Below are 17,393 nucleotides of genomic sequence, written 5' to 3' on the forward strand. Positions count from 1 at the left end.
GGTTGATTGCTCGAACGCCTTCACGAAAAAGCCCCCAGCGCCGCAAGACGTGGGGGCTTTTTTTGTGGGCGGTACTTACATGTTCGGGTAAGTCGGGCCGCCAGCACCTTCAGGGGTCACCCAGGTGATGTTCTGCGAAGGGTCCTTGATGTCACAGGTCTTGCAGTGCACGCAGTTCTGGGCGTTGATCTGGAAGCGCTTGCTGCCGTCTTCCTGGCTGATCACCTCGTATACGCCGGCCGGGCAGTAGCGCTGCGCCGGTTCGTCGTACAACGGCAGGTTGGTGCCGATCGGGATGCTCGGGTCGGTCAGCTTCAGGTGGCACGGCTGCTCTTCTTCATGGTTGGTGCTGGAGAGGAACACCGAGCTCAGCTTGTCGAAGCTCAACTTGCCATCGGGCTTGGGGTAATCGATCTTCTTCGAGTCGGCCGCCAGCTTGAGGCAGGCGTAGTCCGGCTTGGTGTCGTGCAGGGTGAACGGCAGCTTGCCGCCGAACCAGTTCTGGTCGACATAGTTGAATGCCGCGCCGAGCATCGGGCCGAACTTGTGCATCGCCGGGCCGAAGTTGCGGCTGGCGAACAGTTCTTCGTACAGCCAGCTGGCCTTGAAGCCGTCGACGTAGGCGGTCAGTTCGTCGCCACCCTCGCTACCGGCCAGCAGCGCATCGGCCACCGCTTCGGCTGCGAGCATGCCGGACTTCATGGCGGTGTGGCTGCCCTTGATCTTGGCCACGTTCATGGTGCCCAGGTCGCAGCCGATCAGCGCGCCGCCCTTGAATACCATTTTCGGCAGCGAGTTCAGGCCGCCCTTGGCCAGGGCACGGGCGCCATAGCTGATGCGCTTGCCACCCTCCAGGTACTGGGCGAGCACCGGGTGGTGCTTGAGGCGCTGGAACTCGTCGAACGGGGAGAGGTAGGCGTTGGCATACGACAGGTCGACGATCAGGCCGACCACCACCTGGTTGTTTTCCAGGTGATACAGGAACGAGCCGCCGGTGTTCTCGGTGCTCATCACGTCCAGCGGCCAGCCGGCGGTGTGGATCACCAGGCCTTGCTGGTGCTTGGCCGGGTCGATTTCCCAGATTTCCTTGAGGCCGATGCCGTAGTGCTGCACGTCGCTGGCGTTGTCCAGGTCGAAGCGCTTGATCAGTTGCTTGCCGATATGCCCACGGCAGCCTTCGGCGAACAGCGTGTACTTGCCGCGCAGTTCCATGCCGGGGGTGTATACGCCTTCCTTGGGGTTGCCTTCGCGGTCGACACCCAGGTCGCCGGTGATGATCCCGCGGACCACGCCGTTTTCATCGAACAGCGCTTCCTGGGCAGCGAAGCCTGGGTAGACTTCCACGCCCAGGTTCTCGGCCTGCTGGGCCAGCCAGCGGCACAGGTTGCCCAGCGAGATGATGTAGTTGCCTTCGTTGTGCATGGTCTTGGGCACGAACAGATCGGGCACCTTGACCGAGCTGCTGGCGTCGCGCAGCACGTAGATGTCGTCGCGCTTGACCTCGGTGTTCAGTGGCGCGCCGAGTTCTTTCCAGTCCGGGAACAGTTCGTTCAGGGCACGCGGCTCGAACACCGCACCGGAGAGAATGTGTGCACCGACCTCGGAGCCTTTCTCGACCACGCAGACGCTGATTTCATTACCGGCTTCGGCGGCCTTCTGCTTCAGTCGGCAGGCGGCGGACAGGCCTGCCGGGCCAGCGCCGACGATGACCACGTCGAATTCCATGTATTCGCGTTCCACAGGTTCTCTCCTACTCAAGGCTCATCGGTTTTTCTTTGTTGGCGGGTGTCAGGCGGTCATTTCGAAGTACCCGGGTGTGTAGCTCGGGTGATGACGGACTACACCGCTTTCTCTTGGCCGCGCATTATATCTACACCACTTGCGAGGTCCAATACAAACGTTTGTTTGAATTTGCCGCAGCCCAGTAAAATCAAAGACGCACGGCTTGAAGCTGGCTGGTTTGCCGTATTGACCGGATTGGGCGTTACGGTCAAGATACGGGCGGTTTTACGCTCGCCGTAGGCTGACCGTCGGATGCAGGAGCACCCCTAAAAACCAGGCAAAAAGCAGGGCAGTTACGCCAGGACCCGCCTTTGTAGTGGAGTTTACACGCCACGACAAACAATGACCCACGGGTTTTGCGCGCAAGCGTCGAGAACAGACTGCACAGTCAGTTGAATTTCACCTGCTCGCGTTCGTTTTTGGAGGTGCCCTTGTACCCACGCGCAATCGCCCGGTTCTGCCCAGGCGACATTCTTTTCACCGGAGAGTAACGAGGAATCCATGAAGGTTCTTGTAGCTGTCAAACGAGTGGTCGACTATAACGTCAAGGTTCGCGTCAAGGCGGACAACTCCGGCGTAGACCTTGCTAACGTCAAGATGTCCATGAACCCCTTCTGCGAAATCGCCGTAGAAGAAGCCGTGCGCCTGAAAGAGAAGGGCGTGGCGAGCGAAATCGTCGTCGTTACCGTCGGCCCGGCCACTGCCCAGGAGCAGCTGCGTACCGCCCTGGCACTGGGTGCCGACCGCGCCGTGCTGGTCGAGTCGGCTGAAGAGCTGACCTCGCTGGCCGTGGCCAAGCTGCTCAAGGCTGTGGTCGACAAGGAGCAGCCGCAACTGGTCATCCTTGGCAAGCAGGCCATCGACAGCGACAACAACCAGACCGGCCAGATGCTGGCTGCGCTGACCGGTTATGCCCAGGGTACTTTCGCCTCCAAGGTGGAAGTGGCCGGCGACAAGGTCAACGTCACCCGTGAAATCGATGGCGGCCTGCAGACCGTTGCACTGAACCTGCCGGCGATCGTGACCACCGACCTGCGTCTGAACGAGCCGCGCTATGCGTCGCTGCCGAACATCATGAAGGCCAAGAAGAAGCCGCTGGAGACTGTGACTCCGGACGCGCTGGGCGTTTCCACCGCCTCTACCAACAAGACCCTGAAAGTCGAAGCGCCAGCTGCACGCAGCGCTGGTATCAAGGTCAAGTCGGTGGCTGAACTGGTCGAGAAACTGAAGAACGAGGCGAAGGTAATCTAAATGACTATCCTGGTTATCGCTGAACACGAAAACGGCGCCGTTGCCCCGGCGACCCTGAACACCGTTGCTGCCGCCGCGAAAATCGGTGGCGATATCCACGTACTGGTCGCTGGCCAGAACGTGGGTGGCGTTGCCGAAGCTGCCGCGAAAATCGGTGGCGTGGCCAAGGTGCTGGTAGCCGACAACGCTGCCTATGCGCACCAGCTGCCGGAAAACGTCGCGCCGCTGGTGGCCGAGCTTGGCAAGGCCTACAGCCACGTGCTGGCACCAGCCACCTCCAACGGCAAGAACATCCTGCCGCGCGTTGCCGCGCTGCTGGACGTCGACCAGATCTCCGAGATCATCGCGGTCGAGTCGGCGGACACCTTCAAGCGTCCGATCTACGCCGGTAACGCCATTGCCACCGTGCAATCGAGCGCTGCGGTCAAGGTCATCACCGTGCGTGCCACCGGCTTCGACGCCGTTGCCGCCGAAGGTGGTTCGGCTGCTGTCGAAGCGGTTGGCGCTGCCCACGATGCGGGCAAGTCGGCATTTGTCGGCGAAGAGCTGGCCAAGTCCGATCGTCCTGAGCTGACCGCTGCCAAGATCGTCGTCTCCGGCGGTCGCGGCATGCAGAACGGCGACAACTTCAAGCACCTGTACGCGCTGGCGGACAAGCTCGGCGCCGCCGTGGGTGCTTCGCGCGCCGCGGTCGATGCAGGCTTCGTGCCCAACGACATGCAGGTCGGCCAGACCGGCAAGATCGTTGCGCCGCAGCTGTACATCGCCGTCGGTATCTCCGGCGCAATCCAGCACCTGGCCGGCATGAAGGACTCCAAGGTGATCGTTGCGATCAACAAGGACGAAGAGGCGCCGATCTTCCAGGTGGCCGACTACGGCCTGGTCGCCGACCTGTTCGAAGCCGTACCTGAGCTGGAGAAGCTGGTTTAATCCAGCCGCTTCACTTATAAAGAGCCCGGTCTTTTGATCGGGCTTTTTTATTTCGCGACGCAAGGGAGGCATGTGCATGGGGTGGCTTGGCCGAATGGCGATGGCGGGATTGCTGGGGTTTGCCAGCTTGCCCACGGCGGCGCTGGCGGTGGGCAAGTGCGAGCGTCTGGTGGCGACCGGCAGCCCCGATGCGCCGCCCTATGCCTGGCGCGACCCGCAGGACCCCAGGCACCTGATTGGCGCCAACGTCGACCTGCTCAAGCAGGTGGCGACGGAGCTTGGGCTGAAGGTCGAGGTGCTGTACGCAGGCAAGCGCAACGAGGCGCAGGATGAAGTGCGCAGCGGACGCATGGACCTGCTGGTGGATGCGCCGCTGGCCACTGAAGACCTGACCCGTGTCGACTTCATCCACCCGGCGCTGCTGCAGAACGACTACCTGGTGTGGACCCGGCACGACTCCACGCTGGCCTACGACGGCCTGGCCGATCTGCACCAGCGCCAGGGCGCGATCTCGGAGAAGGCCAGGCTGACCCCGGCGTTCGCCCAGTTTGCCAAGGACCAGTTGAAGCTGGCGCCGGCGCAGAACCTGACCCAGGCATTCCAGAAGCTTTTGCTTGGCCAGGTCGACTATGTGCTGGCCGGGCGTTACGCCGGCATGGCCATGGCGCAGACCCTTGGCATGGCCAACGACCTGATCGCCCGCGGCCTGCCGCTGGATCGCCCCGGGCTGTACCTGGCGCTGTCGCACAATTCGGCGTGCAATGACGCCTGGTTGCGCGGACAGCTGGCCAAAAAACTGACAGAATTGCCGGCCTCAGGCGTGCCTCAGGCAGTACTGCAACGCAATGTCGAGCGCTGGAAGGCGCAGCTGCAGCAACCGCTCGACGCCCCCAAACAGTAGGAAGATTGTGTGAGAACTCAACCGCTTTTCGCTGCCATGGCGTTACTGGCCCTGGCCGGTTGCGCTACCGACCCGGCGCCCCACGAGCAGATGCGCCTGTCCGAACAGGCGCTGGAGCAGGCCAAGGCCGTCGGTGCCACCGACGAAGTGGCCGAGCTGAAGCTGGCCGAAGACAAGCTTGCCCGCGCCCGCAGCAACATGGCCAGCGAGTCGTACCGTGATGCGCGGCTGCGCGCCGAGCAGGCCGAGCTTGATGCGCGGCTGGCCGAAGCCCGGGTGCTGACCCTCAAGAGTCAGGAGCAGCTGTCGCTGCTGCAATCGCGGGTCAATCGTCTGCGCAAGCAGTTGGGGGAGCAACAGTGAGTTCGATCAAGCCCTTGGTGGCCGTGTTGTGTGCAGGTGTGCTGGGGTTGCAGGGCTGCGCCAGCGAGCGCAGCGAAACCGCCCTCGACCAGGCCGCCGCCAGTTTCCAGGCAGTGAAGGACGATTCCAATGTGCTGCGCAGTGCGCCGCGTGACGTGATCCGCGCCGGCGAGTCGCTGGCCCGTGCCGAGCGGTTGTCCAGCTACGTGGGCAGTGGTGCGGACGTGCGCCATTACGCCTACCTGAGTCAGCGCTACAGCGAGATTGCCCGCGAGCACAGCAATCTGGTGCTCAATCAGGAGCGCCTGGCCAAGCTCGAACTGGAGCGCCAGCGCCTGCAGCTGGCCCTGCGCGAAGCCAAGCTGGTCAGCGTGCAGCAGCAGGGCAAATGGCTGGAGGCGCAGATCGTCAGCCTGGCCACGACCCAGAGCGACCGTGGCCTGGTGATGACCCTGGGTGACGTGCTGTTCGATACCGGGCAGGCCGAATTGAAGAACTCCGCCAGCCGTACCGTGCTCAAACTGGTGCAGTTTCTGCAGCTCAACCCCCGGCGCGTTGTGCGCATCGAGGGGTATACCGACAGCACCGGCACCCCCGAGGACAACCTGACGCTGTCGCGTGATCGTGCGCAGGCCGTGGCGGACATGCTGGTCGACCTGGGCGTCGACGAAAAACGCATCCAGGTCGAAGGCTATGGCGACCAGTACCCGATCGAGGCCAATGCCTCGGAGCGGGGCAGGGCGCAGAACCGTCGGGTGGAGATCGTGTTTTCCGACGAGAAAGGCCACCTGGGCGCGCCGCGCTGAGGTCGAGGTAAACAAAAAACCGGTGATAGTCACCGGTTTTTTTATGCCGCAAAGCTTGAAAAAGCCGCTGTCACACAACTGTGTAGTCGACTATTCTGGCATCTGTGCCCGTACACTTATGCACTGTTCCGGTATTCTTCGCCGACTGTACAAGAACAATTAGATAGCCCGCGTTTCGAGATCCGTCCCATGACCAATCTGTTGCTCTACCAGCGCATCGCCCAGCAACTGGCGGAAGACATCCGCCGCGGCGTCTATCAGCCCGGTGAGCGCGTACCGTCGGTACGCAAGATGAGCTCGCAGCTCAATGTCAGCCATGCCACCGTGCTGCAGGCCTATGCCAACCTCGAGGACCAGGGGCTGATTCGCGCGCGGCCGCAATCGGGCTACTACGTCCACCAGACCCCGGCCCTGACTGCGCAGACCCCGGACATCGCGCGGGTCGAGCGTCCAGGGCTGGTCACGCGCAGCAGCATCATCCAGCAGGTACTGACCGAAGCCCGGCGTGATGGGGTGTTCCCGCTGGGGGCGGCGGTTCCGCATGTGGACTACCTGCCGGTGCGCGCGCTGCACCAGCAACTGGCCAAGGTCACGCGGTTCCAGAGCCCGCGCGCGTTCAGCTACATGTTCAGCCCGGGTTTCGAGCCGCTGCGCCGGCAGATCGCCATTCGCATGCGCGACGCCGGGGTGGTGGTCGACCCGTCCGAAGTGGTGGTGACCCACGGTTGCGTCGATGCGCTGCAGATGTCGTTGCGGGTGCTGACCCGGCCAGGCGACCTGATCGCCGCCGAGTCGCCCACCTATTACGGGCTGCTGCAACTGGCGGACCTGCTGGGGCTCAAGGTGATCGAGATCCCCAGCGACCCGGCCACCGGCATCAGCCTGGAGGCCCTGCAACTGGCGGCCAACCAGTGGTCGATCAAGGCGCTGGTGCTGACTGCGCGGTTGAGCAACCCGTTGGGCGGCACCATTCCCGAGGAGCGCCAGAAGCAGTTGCTGCGCCTGGCCTCGGATTTCAATATCCAGATCGTCGAGGACGATATCTACGGCGAGCTGATGTTCGAGCAAGGGCGCACCAAGGCGCTCAAGGCCTTCGACCGGCTGGGGCGGGTGATCTATTGCTCGAGCTTTTCCAAGACCCTGTCGCCGGGGGTGCGTATCGGCTGGATGATCGCGGGCAATTATCAGCAGGAAATCCAGCGACTGCAGACCTTTACCACGCACTCGGCGTGCAGTGTGACGCAGATGGGGGTGGCGGCCTACCTTGAAAATGGTGGCTATGACCGCCATCTGCGCTACATTCGCCAGGAATATCGCAAGAACCTCAGTGCCTACCAGCTGGCGGTACAGCAGCACTTTCCGGAAGGCACCCAGATGAGCCGGCCTACCGGGGGCTTCATCCTGTGGGTCAGCCTGCCGGGGCGGGTCAACACCCAGGAGTTGCATGTACGTGCCTTGCAGCAGGGCATCAGCATCGCGCCCGGGCTGATCTTCAGTAACACGGAGCAGTTCAACCACTGCATTCGTCTCAACTGCGGCATTCCGTGGAACCGCGAGGCTGAGCGGGCGCTGCTGACATTGGGGATGCTGGCCCATCAGCTTTGCCAGGAAACCGCCTCTGGCGGATACCTCTAGATCGCGGGCTTGCCAGCGACTGCAGGAACAGGGAGCATGTGCGACTCATGAATACGTCTCGTTGCCTATGAAAGCGTTGAGCTGTGCTGCCGTGATGTTGTGTGCGCTGGGCCTGTGTGCAGCGGGCCCGGCACTGGCTGTGCCCGGACCGGGGCCGATACTGCTGGCACAGGCGTCGGCTGCCCCGGCACCGGACCGGAAGCCTTCGACCCAGGCCCCGGTAAAAGCGAGTGCCAAGCCACAGGCCAAGCCCAAGGCGCAACCCAAGACCAAGGCTGGCGACCCCAGGAAGGCGCCGGCCAAGGCGGTAAAGTCGGGCAAGCGCAAGGCCTCCGAGGTGATTGCCGCGCCCTTGCCCAAGGCGCGCCTGGATCTGAGCCTGCCCCCGGAGATGGTCAAGGACCTGCAGCCGAGCAGTCAGGAGGAAGTCCGTGTGCGACGTCCGCTGCTGCCGTCGTTGTTCGAAGAAAAGCCTGCCGCGGACAGCCCGTTCCAGCTCAATGGCCGCTTGATCAGCAACGAAATGCAATTGCAGTTGCGCAATGATGCCCGTCAGGACATCGAGGGTGCAGCCATCGATTTCGAGTTCAAGCAATAAACGCTGCTCGACCTGTCGGTCACATTCTGCGCGGCGATATTTCATCTGAGCGGTAATTTCAAACACCTGTTTTAGCGGTTACTATCCCCATTCACCCATCATTTGTTAGGCCGAGGTCCATGTCGTCATGAACTGCCGTGAAGGCTGTGGCGCTTGCTGCATTGCCCCTTCCATCAGCTCGCCCATTCCTGGCATGCCGCACGGCAAGCCGGCTGGCGAACGCTGTGTGCAACTGTCCGAGCACAACCTCTGCAGCCTGTTCGGCCAGCCTGAACGGCCGGCGGTGTGCTCGGGCTTCCAGGCGGAGGTGGACACCTGCGGCAATGATCGCGACGAGGCGATCAGGATCATCGGTTGGCTGGAGCAAGTGACGGCGGCTTGAGTGAGTGGAACTTCGCAAACAAGGAAAACAACACGATGGGTTCGATGAAGCGGGTAGCGGTGATTTGTGGTCTGAGTGCGATGTTCATGTCGGTGGCGCAGGCTGAAGACTGGAAGGTTGCCAAGCAAGCGGATGGCATCAAGGTATCGCTGAGCGAAGTGAGTGGTTCGAACTACAAGGCCTATCAAGGCGTGACGACCATCAAGGCGCCGCTGGCCAAGGTCCGGGCGCTGCAGGAAGACGTGGCCGGGGCCTGTGCCTGGATTCACGAGTGCAAGAGCCAGAAGCTGCTCAAGCACGAGGGTGACCAGAGCTGGACCTACACCCAGTTCAATACGCCGTGGCCGGTCACCCCTCGCGATTCGATCATCCATGTAACCACCAGCGAAGGTGCCGACGGCAGCCTGACCCGCAAGCTGGAGGGTGTGCCCAAGTACCTGCCGGAAGAAAAAGGCTATGTGCGGGTGGCTGAAGTGCAGGGTTTCTGGAAGCTGGTGCCCAAGGGTGACACTACCGAGGTGACATACCAGGTGCACACCGAGCCAGGCGGCAGTGTGCCAGCGATGGTGGCGAACAAGTTCGTGGTGGATGCGCCGTTCAATACGCTCAAGGCGTTGAAGGAGCGGGCGGAGAAACCGTAACAGTTTGATGGTTGGTTGGAATATGTCTCAACTGTAGGGGCCGCCAAGGCTTGCTCCTCCTGCATGAAGCGTTACGCAACAAAAAAGGCTGCCCGAGGGCAGCCTTTCTTGTTGTTGCAGGCGAGCCGTTTGGCTTACTTGCGGTCTTCCAGTTTGACGATGTCACGCGACTCGTAGCCGGTGTACAGCTGGCGCGGACGGCCAATCTTGTACGGGCTGGAGAGCATTTCCTTCCAGTGCGAGATCCAGCCGACGGTCCGCGCCAGGGCGAAGATCACGGTGAACATGCTGGTAGGGATGCCGATCGCCTTGAGGATGATCCCCGAGTAGAAGTCGACGTTCGGGTACAGCGAGCGCTCGATGAAGTACGGATCGGTCAGGGCGATCTCTTCCAGGCGCATGGCCAGTTCCAGCTGCGGATCGTTGGTGATGCCCAGCTCGCGCAGCACTTCGTCGCAGGTCTGCTTCATCACGGTGGCGCGCGGGTCGCGGTTCTTGTAGACGCGGTGACCGAAGCCCATCAGCTTGAACGGGTCGTTCTTGTCCTTGGCCTTGGCGATGAAGGTGTCGATGTTCGAGACATCGCCAATTTCGTCGAGCATGGTCAGCACGGCTTCGTTGGCGCCGCCGTGGGCAGGGCCCCACAGTGCAGCGATACCGGCAGCGATGCAGGCGAACGGATTGGCGCCCGAGGAGCCTGCCAGTCGTACGGTGGAGGTCGACGCATTCTGTTCGTGGTCGGCGTGGAGGATGAAGATCCGGTCCATTGCCTTGGCCAGCACCGGGCTGATCGGTTTGATCTCGCACGGGGTGTTGAACATCATGTGCAGGAAGTTTTCGGCGTAGGTCAGGTCGTTGCGCGGGTACATCATGGGCTGGCCCATGGAGTACTTGTAGACCATCGCGGCCAGGGTCGGCATCTTGGCGACCAGGCGCACGGCCGAGATTTCCCGGTGCTGCGGGTTATTGATGTCCAGCGAGTCGTGATAGAACGCCGACAGGGCGCCAACCACGCCGCACATGACGGCCATCGGGTGGGCGTCGCGGCGGAAGCCGTTGAAGAACGACTTCAACTGCTCGTGCACCATGGTGTGATTTTTGACGGTGCTGACGAACTGAGCCTTCTGCTCGGCATTCGGCAGTTCGCCGTTGAGCAGCAGGTAGCAGGTTTCCAGGTAGTCGGATTGCTCGGCGAGCTGTTCGATCGGGTAGCCGCGATGCAGCAGGATGCCCTTGTCGCCGTCAATGTAGGTGATCTTGGACTCGCACGATGCGGTCGCCATGAAACCAGGGTCGAAAGTGAAGTGACCCGTGGCCCCCAACCCTCTAACGTCGATAACATCGGGACCAACGGTGCCGGTTAAAATGGGCAGCTCGACGGGGGCTGCGCCCTCGATGACCAACTGCGCTTTTTTGTCAGCCATGTGGCCTCCTATTAATGCTTGAAATCATCAGACAGACCCCCCACGCAGGGCCCGCACCACTATAGTGAGATAAATTCGAATGTCAATTTGCCTAAAGCACGGTTGTAAAGGGCTTTGGGCGCTGTTTTTCCGCGAAATTGCGGCCCGTTTACGCCTTTTGTTCGCCAAAGGCAATGCGCTATTTGGGCTAGGGCTTCACGTTGTCATTAGTAGCCTAACTGTCTATACTCGGCACCCGACCGCCAGGGGCTTTAAAGCCCGCTTTTCTGGGGTCGTCACTCCCTGGGTGGTGGGTACCTGACCAGTACACTTACCAACAACTTTGCCCTGCTTGCTAGGGGCTCTTCAGTGTGAAAAAAGCCGTGAAAAGCCAACGACCTGTAAACCTAGACCTAAGGACCATCAAACTCCCCATTACCGGCGTTACGTCATTTCTTCACCGTGTTTCCGGCATCATCCTCTTTCTGGGCCTGGGCATCATGCTGTACGCATTGAGCCAATCCCTGAGTTCCGAGGAAGGTTTTGCCGAGGTGAAGGCATGCCTGACCAGTCCGCTGGCCAAATTCGTGGCGTGGGGCCTTCTGTCCGCCTTGCTGTATCACCTGGTTGCCGGTGTGCGCCATCTGATTATGGACATGGGCATCGGTGAGACGCTGGAAGGCGGCAAACTGGGCTCGAAAATCGTTATCGCCATTTCCGTGGTGGTGATCGTTCTGGCGGGAGTTTGGATATGGTAACTAATGTCACGAACCTGTCGCGTTCGGGCCTCTATGACTGGATGGCGCAGCGCGTTTCTGCGGTCGTTCTCGCGGCTTACTTCATTTTTCTGATCGGCTACCTGGTGGCGCACCCTGGCATCGACTATGCCCAGTGGCACGCCCTGTTCTCCCATAACGCGATGCGGATCTTCAGTCTGCTGGCCCTCGTTGCCCTGGGCGCTCACGCCTGGGTCGGCATGTGGACCATTGCCACCGACTATCTGACGCCGATGGCGCTGGGCAAGTCGGCGACTGCAGTTCGTTTCCTGTTCCAGGCGGTATGTGGTGTCGCGATGTTCGCGTACTTCGTCTGGGGTGTGCAGATTCTCTGGGGTATCTGATTCATGGCTAACATTCCAACGATTTCCTTCGACGCCATCATCATTGGTGGTGGCGGTGCCGGCATGCGCGCTGCGCTGCAGCTGGCTCAAGGCGGCCACAAGACCGCCGTGATCACCAAGGTGTTCCCGACCCGTTCGCACACCGTATCGGCCCAGGGTGGCATCACCTGCGCCATCGCTTCGGCCGACCCGAACGATGACTGGCGCTGGCACATGTACGATACCGTCAAGGGTTCCGACTACATCGGTGACCAGGACGCTATCGAATACATGTGTCAGGAAGGCCCGGCTGCGGTGTTCGAGCTGGACCACATGGGTCTGCCGTTCTCGCGTACCGAAACCGGCCGTATCTACCAGCGTCCGTTCGGTGGCCAGTCCAAGGACTACGGTAAAGGTGGCCAGGCCGCCCGTACCTGCGCCGCTTCCGACCGTACCGGTCACGCGCTGCTGCACACCCTCTATCAGGGCAACCTGAAAGCCGGCACCACCTTCCTCAACGAGTGGTACGCGGTTGACCTGGTCAAGAACCAGGACGGCGCCTTCGTCGGCGTGATCGCGATCTGCATCGAAACCGGCGAGACCGTCTACATTCGCGCCAAGGCCACCGTACTGGCCACCGGCGGTGCAGGGCGTATCTACGCCTCCACCACCAACGCCCTGATCAATACCGGCGACGGTATCGGCATGGCCCTGCGTGCCGGCGTGCCGGTGCAGGACATCGAGATGTGGCAGTTCCACCCGACCGGCATCGCCGGCGCAGGTGTACTGGTTACCGAAGGCTGCCGTGGTGAAGGTGGTTACCTGATCAACAAGCACGGCGAGCGTTTCATGGAACGCTACGCGCCAAACGCCAAGGACCTCGCCGGTCGCGACGTTGTGGCCCGCTCCATGGTCAAAGAGATCATCGCCGGCAACGGCTGTGGCCCGAACGGCGACCACGTGATGCTCAAGCTCGACCACCTGGGCGAGGAAGTGCTGCACAGCCGCCTGCCAGGCATCTGCGAGCTGTCCAAGACCTTCGCGCACGTCGACCCGGTCGTTGCACCCGTACCCGTCGTTCCAACCTGCCACTACATGATGGGCGGCGTTGCCACCAACATTCATGGCCAGGCGATCTCGCAGAACGCCGACGGCGAAGACACCATCATCGAAGGGCTGTTCGCGGTCGGTGAAGTGGCTTGCGTATCGGTTCACGGCGCCAACCGCCTGGGCGGCAACTCGCTGCTCGACCTGGTGGTGTTCGGCCGTGCGGCCGGCCTGCACCTGGAAAAGGCCCTGAGCGACGGTATCGAATACCGCGACGCCAGCGACACCGACGTGGAAGTCGCGCTGAACCGTCTGAACAAGCTCAACGAGCGTACCGACGGCGAAGACGTGGCAACCCTGCGTCGCGAGCTGCAAAGCTGCATGCAGAACTACTTCGGCGTGTTCCGCACCGGCGAATACATGCAGAAGGGTATCGAACAGCTGGCTGGCCTGCGCGAGCGTATCGCCAACGTCAAGATCAACGACAAGTCCCAGGCCTTCAACACCGCGCGTATCGAAGCGCTGGAGCTGCAGAACCTGCTGGAAGTCGCTGAAGCCACTGCAATCGCTGCTGAAGTGCGCAAAGAGTCCCGCGGTGCCCATGCCCGTGAAGACTTCGAAGACCGTGACGACGAAAACTGGCTGTGCCACACCCTGTACTTCCCGGGTGAAAAGCGGGTTGCCAAGCGTGCAGTCAACTTCTCGCCGAAAACCGTTCCGACGTTCGAGCCTAAAGTCCGGACTTACTAAGGGTGGCCACTATGTTGAAAGTCGAAGTTTATCGCTACAACCCCGACACCGACTCGGCACCTAAGACCCAGGTGTTCGAAGTCGATACCGGCGGCAAGGACCTGATGGTTCTGGATGTGCTGGCACTGATCAAGGAACAGGACGAAGGTTTCTCCTATCGTCGTTCGTGCCGCGAAGGCGTGTGCGGTTCCGATGGCATGAACATCAACGGCAAGAACGGCCTGGCCTGCATCACCCCGCTGTCGGCGGTGGTGAAGAAGAACAAGCTGGTCGTGCGTCCGCTGCCCGGCCTGCCGGTCATCCGTGACCTGGTCGTTGATATGAGCATCTTCTACAAGCAGTACGAGAAGGTGAAGCCGTTCCTGCAGAACGATACCCCGGCGCCGGCGATCGAACGCCTGCAGTCACCGGAAGAACGCGAGAAGCTGGACGGTCTGTACGAGTGCATCCTGTGCGCTTGCTGCTCGACTTCCTGCCCGTCGTTCTGGTGGAACCCGGACAAGTTCCTGGGCCCGGCCGCTCTGCTTCAAGCTTATCGCTTCCTGGCCGATAGCCGTGACACCAAGACCCAGGAGCGCCTGGCGTCCCTGGATGACCCGTTCAGCGTATTCCGCTGCCGCGGGATCATGAACTGCGTAAACGTTTGCCCCAAAGGTCTGAACCCGACCAAGGCAATCGGCCACGTACGTAACATGCTGCTGCAAAGCGGCACCTGATTCAAAAGTGTTGTACCCGTAGCACACCGAAGTGCGGGCCCTTGCCCGCACCGAGGTGCAACTTGAGCAAAGGCCAAAAGCCCGAGCTTTTACCTATGAAGATATGAGACCAGCAGGGGCGTCCGGGCTGGTACCCGGTAAATCTGCGGAACTCTCGGTGGCTTGGTTCAGTCGCTGCATACGGACTCAACTCAGCTTGCTGTGGTTCTTGCCGATCGAGGCCCCTAACCGAGGGTGACCAAGCATGCAAGAAAGCGTGATGCAGCGCATGTGGAACAGCGCCCACCTTTCAGGTGGTAACGCTGCCTATGTGGAAGAGCTCTACGAGCTCTACCTGCACGACCCTAACGCTGTGCCAGAAGAGTGGCGCACTTACTTTCAGAAGTTGCCCGCCGAAGGCAGCACTGCCACCGATGTATCGCACTCGACGATCCGCGACCATTTCGTACTGCTGGCAAAGAACCAGCGCCGCGCCCAACCGGTTTCCGCCGGTAGCGTGAGCAGTGAACACGAGAAGAAGCAGGTTGAAGTGCTGCGACTGATCCAGGCCTACCGTATGCGCGGCCACCAAGCCGCGAAGCTCGACCCCCTGGGGTTGTGGCAGCGCCCTGCGCCAGTAGACCTGTCGATCAATCATTACGGCTTGACCAATGCCGATCTTGATACGACCTTCCGTGCCGGCGACCTGTTCATCGGCAAAGAGGAAGCGAGCCTACGCGAAATCTTCGAGGCGTTGCAGCAGACATATTGCCGCACCATCGGCGCCGAGTTCACCCACATCGTCGACTCCGAGCAGCGCAGCTGGTTCCAGCAGCGTCTGGAGAGCGTGCGTGGGCGTCCTGAATTTTCCGCAGACATCCAGAGCCACCTGCTCGAGCGCGTTACCGCGGCAGAAGGCCTGGAGAAATACCTGGGTACCAAATACCCGGGCACCAAACGTTTCGGCCTGGAAGGCGGCGAAAGCCTGATTCCGATGCTGGACGAGCTGATCCAGCGCTCCGGTTCCTATGGCACCAAGGAAGTCGTGATCGGCATGGCCCACCGTGGTCGCCTGAACGTACTGGTCAACACCTTCGGCAAGAACCCGCGCGAGCTGTTCGACGAGTTCGAAGGCAAGAAGAAGGTCGAGCTGGGTTCCGGTGACGTGAAGTATCACCAGGGCTTCTCGTCCAACGTGATGACCGCCGGCGGTGAAGTTCACCTGGCCATGGCGTTCAACCCTTCGCACCTGGAAATCGTCTCGCCAGTGGTGGAAGGTTCGGTGCGTGCCCGTCAGGACCGCCGCAACGACAGCGTTGGCGACAAGGTACTGCCGATCTCGATCCACGGCGACGCGGCCTTCGCTGGCCAGGGCGTGGTCATGGAAACCTTCCAGATGTCGCAGACCCGCGGTTTCAAGACCGGCGGCACCGTGCACATCGTGATCAACAACCAGGTTGGTTTCACCATCAGCAACCCGCTGGACTCGCGTTCCACCGAGTACTGCACCGACGTCGCCAAGATGATCCAGGCGCCGATCCTGCACGTCAACGGCGACGATCCGGAAGCGGTGCTGTTCGTGACCCAGCTGGCGGTCGACTACCGCATGCAGTTCAAGCGTGACGTGGTCATCGACCTGGTCTGCTACCGTCGTCGCGGCCACAACGAGGCCGACGAGCCGAACGGCACCCAGCCGCTGATGTACCAGCAGATCAGCAAGCAGCGCACCACCCGTGAGCTGTACGCCGATGCGCTGACCCAGGCCGGTCGTCTGGATGCCGAGCGCGTCCAGGCCAAGGTCGACGAGTACCGCAATGCGCTGGACAACGGCCTGCATGTTGTGAAAAGCCTGGTCAAGGAGCCGAACAAGGAGCTGTTCGTCGACTGGCGTCCATACCTGGGCCACGCCTGGACCGCGCGTCACGACACCCGCTTCGACCTCAAGACCCTGCAGGAGCTCTCGGCCAAGTTGCTGGAGCTGCCGGAAGGCTTCGTGGTTCAGCGCCAGGTGTCGAAGATCTACGAAGATCGCCAGAAGATGCAGGCCGGTGGCTTGCCGATCAACTGGGGTTACGCCGAAACCATGGCGTACGCCACCCTGGCCTTCGAAGGTCACCCGATCCGCATGACGGGTCAGGATATCGGTCGCGGCACCTTCTCTCACCGCCATGCGGTGTTGCACAACCAGAAGGACGCCAGCACCTATATCCCGCTGCAGAACCTGTTCCCGGGCCAGCCACGTTTCGACCTGTACGATTCGTTCCTGTCCGAAGAGGCGGTACTGGCGTTCGAATACGGCTACTCGACCACCCAGCCCAATGCGCTGGTGATCTGGGAAGCCCAGTTCGGCGACTTCGCCAACGGTGCCCAGGTGGTTGTCGACCAGTTCATCACCAGCGGCGAGCACAAGTGGGGCCGTCTGTGCGGTCTGACCATGCTGCTGCCACACGGTTATGAAGGGCAGGGGCCTGAGCACTCCTCGGCGCGTCTGGAGCGTTACCTGCAACTGTGTGCCGAGCACAACGTTCAGGTCTGCGTACCGACCACGCCGGCTCAGATCTACCACCTGCTGCGTCGTCAGGTCATCCGTCCGCTGCGCAAGCCGCTGATCGTGCTGACACCCAAGTCGCTGCTGCGCCACAAGCTGGCCATCTCGACCCTGGAAGAACTGGCCGAAGGCTCGTTCCAGACCGTCATTCCGGAAATCGACAGCCTCGATCCGGCCAAGGTGACGCGCCTGGTGCTGTGCAGCGGCAAGGTCTACTACGATCTGCTGGAAAAACGCCGTGCCGAAGGTCGTGAAGACATCGCTATCGTGCGTATCGAGCAACTGTATCCGTTCCCTGAAGACGATCTGGTTGAAATCCTTGCGCCTTACACCGGTCTGAAGGACGTGGTGTGGTGTCAGGAAGAGCCGATGAACCAGGGCGCGTGGTACAGCAGCCAGCACCACATGCGTCGCATCCTGAGCCGTCACAACAAGGACCTGGTCCTTGAGTACGCCGGTCGTGACGCCTCGGCAGCACCTGCCTGTGGTTACGCTTCGATGCACGCCGAACAGCAGGAAAAACTGCTGCAAGCTGCCTTCACCGTTTAATGCCATCGCGCAC

Annotated in this window: 16 protein-coding genes; 14 read left to right on the forward strand and 2 right to left on the reverse strand. The window is 61.4% G+C overall.

The window, feature by feature from the left end; genetic code table 11:
• Window positions 1-75: 75 nt before the first annotated feature.
• Entirely contained in the window at window positions 76-1,740 is a 1,665-nt protein-coding gene (locus JZZ72_RS14450) for an electron transfer flavoprotein-ubiquinone oxidoreductase (protein WP_043863152.1), read from the reverse strand.
• Between the two features lie 543 nt (window positions 1,741-2,283).
• Between JZZ72_RS14450 and JZZ72_RS14455 the strand changes: the two genes are divergently transcribed.
• From JZZ72_RS14455 to JZZ72_RS14495, 9 genes are all read left to right on the forward strand, one after another.
• Window positions 2,284-3,033 (forward strand): electron transfer flavoprotein subunit beta/FixA family protein, encoded by a 750-nt coding sequence (locus JZZ72_RS14455; protein WP_043863151.1) that lies wholly within the window; start codon window positions 2,284-2,286, stop codon window positions 3,031-3,033.
• Window positions 3,034-3,963 carry an electron transfer flavoprotein subunit alpha/FixB family protein gene (locus JZZ72_RS14460; RefSeq protein ID WP_210014635.1) on the forward strand — a complete coding sequence of 310 codons (930 nt, stop codon included), beginning with the start codon at window positions 3,034-3,036 and terminating at the stop codon, window positions 3,961-3,963.
• 94 nt (window positions 3,964-4,057) lie between these two features.
• Window positions 4,058-4,864: a substrate-binding periplasmic protein gene (locus tag JZZ72_RS14465; protein WP_408004344.1), complete on the forward strand. Its 807-nt coding sequence runs from the start codon at window positions 4,058-4,060 to the stop codon at window positions 4,862-4,864.
• A gap of 9 nt (window positions 4,865-4,873) precedes the next feature.
• Window positions 4,874-5,227, forward strand: coding sequence for a DUF4398 domain-containing protein (locus JZZ72_RS14470; RefSeq protein ID WP_210014637.1), 354 nt, complete (start codon window positions 4,874-4,876; stop codon window positions 5,225-5,227).
• Window positions 5,224-6,033 (forward strand): OmpA family protein, encoded by an 810-nt coding sequence (locus JZZ72_RS14475; RefSeq protein WP_043863147.1) that lies wholly within the window; start codon window positions 5,224-5,226, stop codon window positions 6,031-6,033. Before JZZ72_RS14470 ends, JZZ72_RS14475 begins: the two co-directional genes overlap by 4 nt.
• 189 nt (window positions 6,034-6,222) lie before the next feature.
• Window positions 6,223-7,668, forward strand: coding sequence for an aminotransferase-like domain-containing protein (locus JZZ72_RS14480; protein WP_043863146.1), 1,446 nt, complete (start codon window positions 6,223-6,225; stop codon window positions 7,666-7,668).
• A 67-nt stretch (window positions 7,669-7,735) separates the two neighbouring features.
• Entirely contained in the window at window positions 7,736-8,266 is a 531-nt protein-coding gene (locus JZZ72_RS14485; protein ID WP_210014638.1) for a translation initiation factor 2, read from the forward strand.
• Between the two features lie 127 nt (window positions 8,267-8,393).
• The gene (locus tag JZZ72_RS14490) at window positions 8,394-8,648 is read left to right on the forward strand and encodes a YkgJ family cysteine cluster protein (protein ID WP_043863144.1); all 255 of its coding nucleotides are present in this window, start codon (window positions 8,394-8,396) and stop codon (window positions 8,646-8,648) included.
• A 35-nt stretch (window positions 8,649-8,683) separates the two neighbouring features.
• Window positions 8,684-9,289, forward strand: a complete 606-nt coding sequence (locus JZZ72_RS14495; protein WP_058541861.1) for an START domain-containing protein — start codon at window positions 8,684-8,686, stop codon at window positions 9,287-9,289.
• A 134-nt stretch (window positions 9,290-9,423) separates the two neighbouring features.
• On the opposite strand, the gene gltA is transcribed toward JZZ72_RS14495, so the two are convergent.
• Complete coding sequence (gltA, locus tag JZZ72_RS14500; RefSeq protein WP_043863142.1) at window positions 9,424-10,713, reverse strand: citrate synthase; 1,290 nt, start codon at window positions 10,711-10,713, stop codon at window positions 9,424-9,426.
• Between the two features lie 350 nt (window positions 10,714-11,063).
• On the opposite strand from gltA, the gene sdhC reads away from it, so the two are divergent.
• The 5 genes from sdhC (at window position 11,064) to JZZ72_RS14525 (ending at window position 17,380) form a co-directional block, all read left to right on the forward strand.
• Entirely contained in the window at window positions 11,064-11,450 is a 387-nt protein-coding gene (gene sdhC, locus JZZ72_RS14505; RefSeq protein WP_088515660.1) for a succinate dehydrogenase, cytochrome b556 subunit, read from the forward strand.
• Entirely contained in the window at window positions 11,444-11,812 is a 369-nt protein-coding gene (sdhD, locus tag JZZ72_RS14510) for a succinate dehydrogenase, hydrophobic membrane anchor protein (protein ID WP_043863140.1), read from the forward strand. Before sdhC ends, sdhD begins: the two co-directional genes overlap by 7 nt.
• Window positions 11,813-11,815: 3 nt before the next feature.
• Window positions 11,816-13,588: a succinate dehydrogenase flavoprotein subunit gene (sdhA, locus tag JZZ72_RS14515; protein WP_043863139.1), complete on the forward strand. Its 1,773-nt coding sequence runs from the start codon at window positions 11,816-11,818 to the stop codon at window positions 13,586-13,588.
• Window positions 13,589-13,599: 11 nt separating this feature from the next.
• Window positions 13,600-14,304, forward strand: a complete 705-nt coding sequence (locus JZZ72_RS14520; protein ID WP_043863138.1) for a succinate dehydrogenase iron-sulfur subunit — start codon at window positions 13,600-13,602, stop codon at window positions 14,302-14,304.
• A gap of 244 nt (window positions 14,305-14,548) precedes the next feature.
• Complete coding sequence (locus JZZ72_RS14525; protein WP_043863137.1) at window positions 14,549-17,380, forward strand: 2-oxoglutarate dehydrogenase E1 component; 2,832 nt, start codon at window positions 14,549-14,551, stop codon at window positions 17,378-17,380.
• Window positions 17,381-17,393 lie beyond the last annotated feature (13 nt).

Origin of the sequence: Pseudomonas palmensis (genome assembly GCF_017848315.1) — a bacterium.
In the GTDB taxonomy this organism is placed as follows: Bacteria; Pseudomonadota; Gammaproteobacteria; order Pseudomonadales; family Pseudomonadaceae; genus Aquipseudomonas; species Aquipseudomonas palmensis.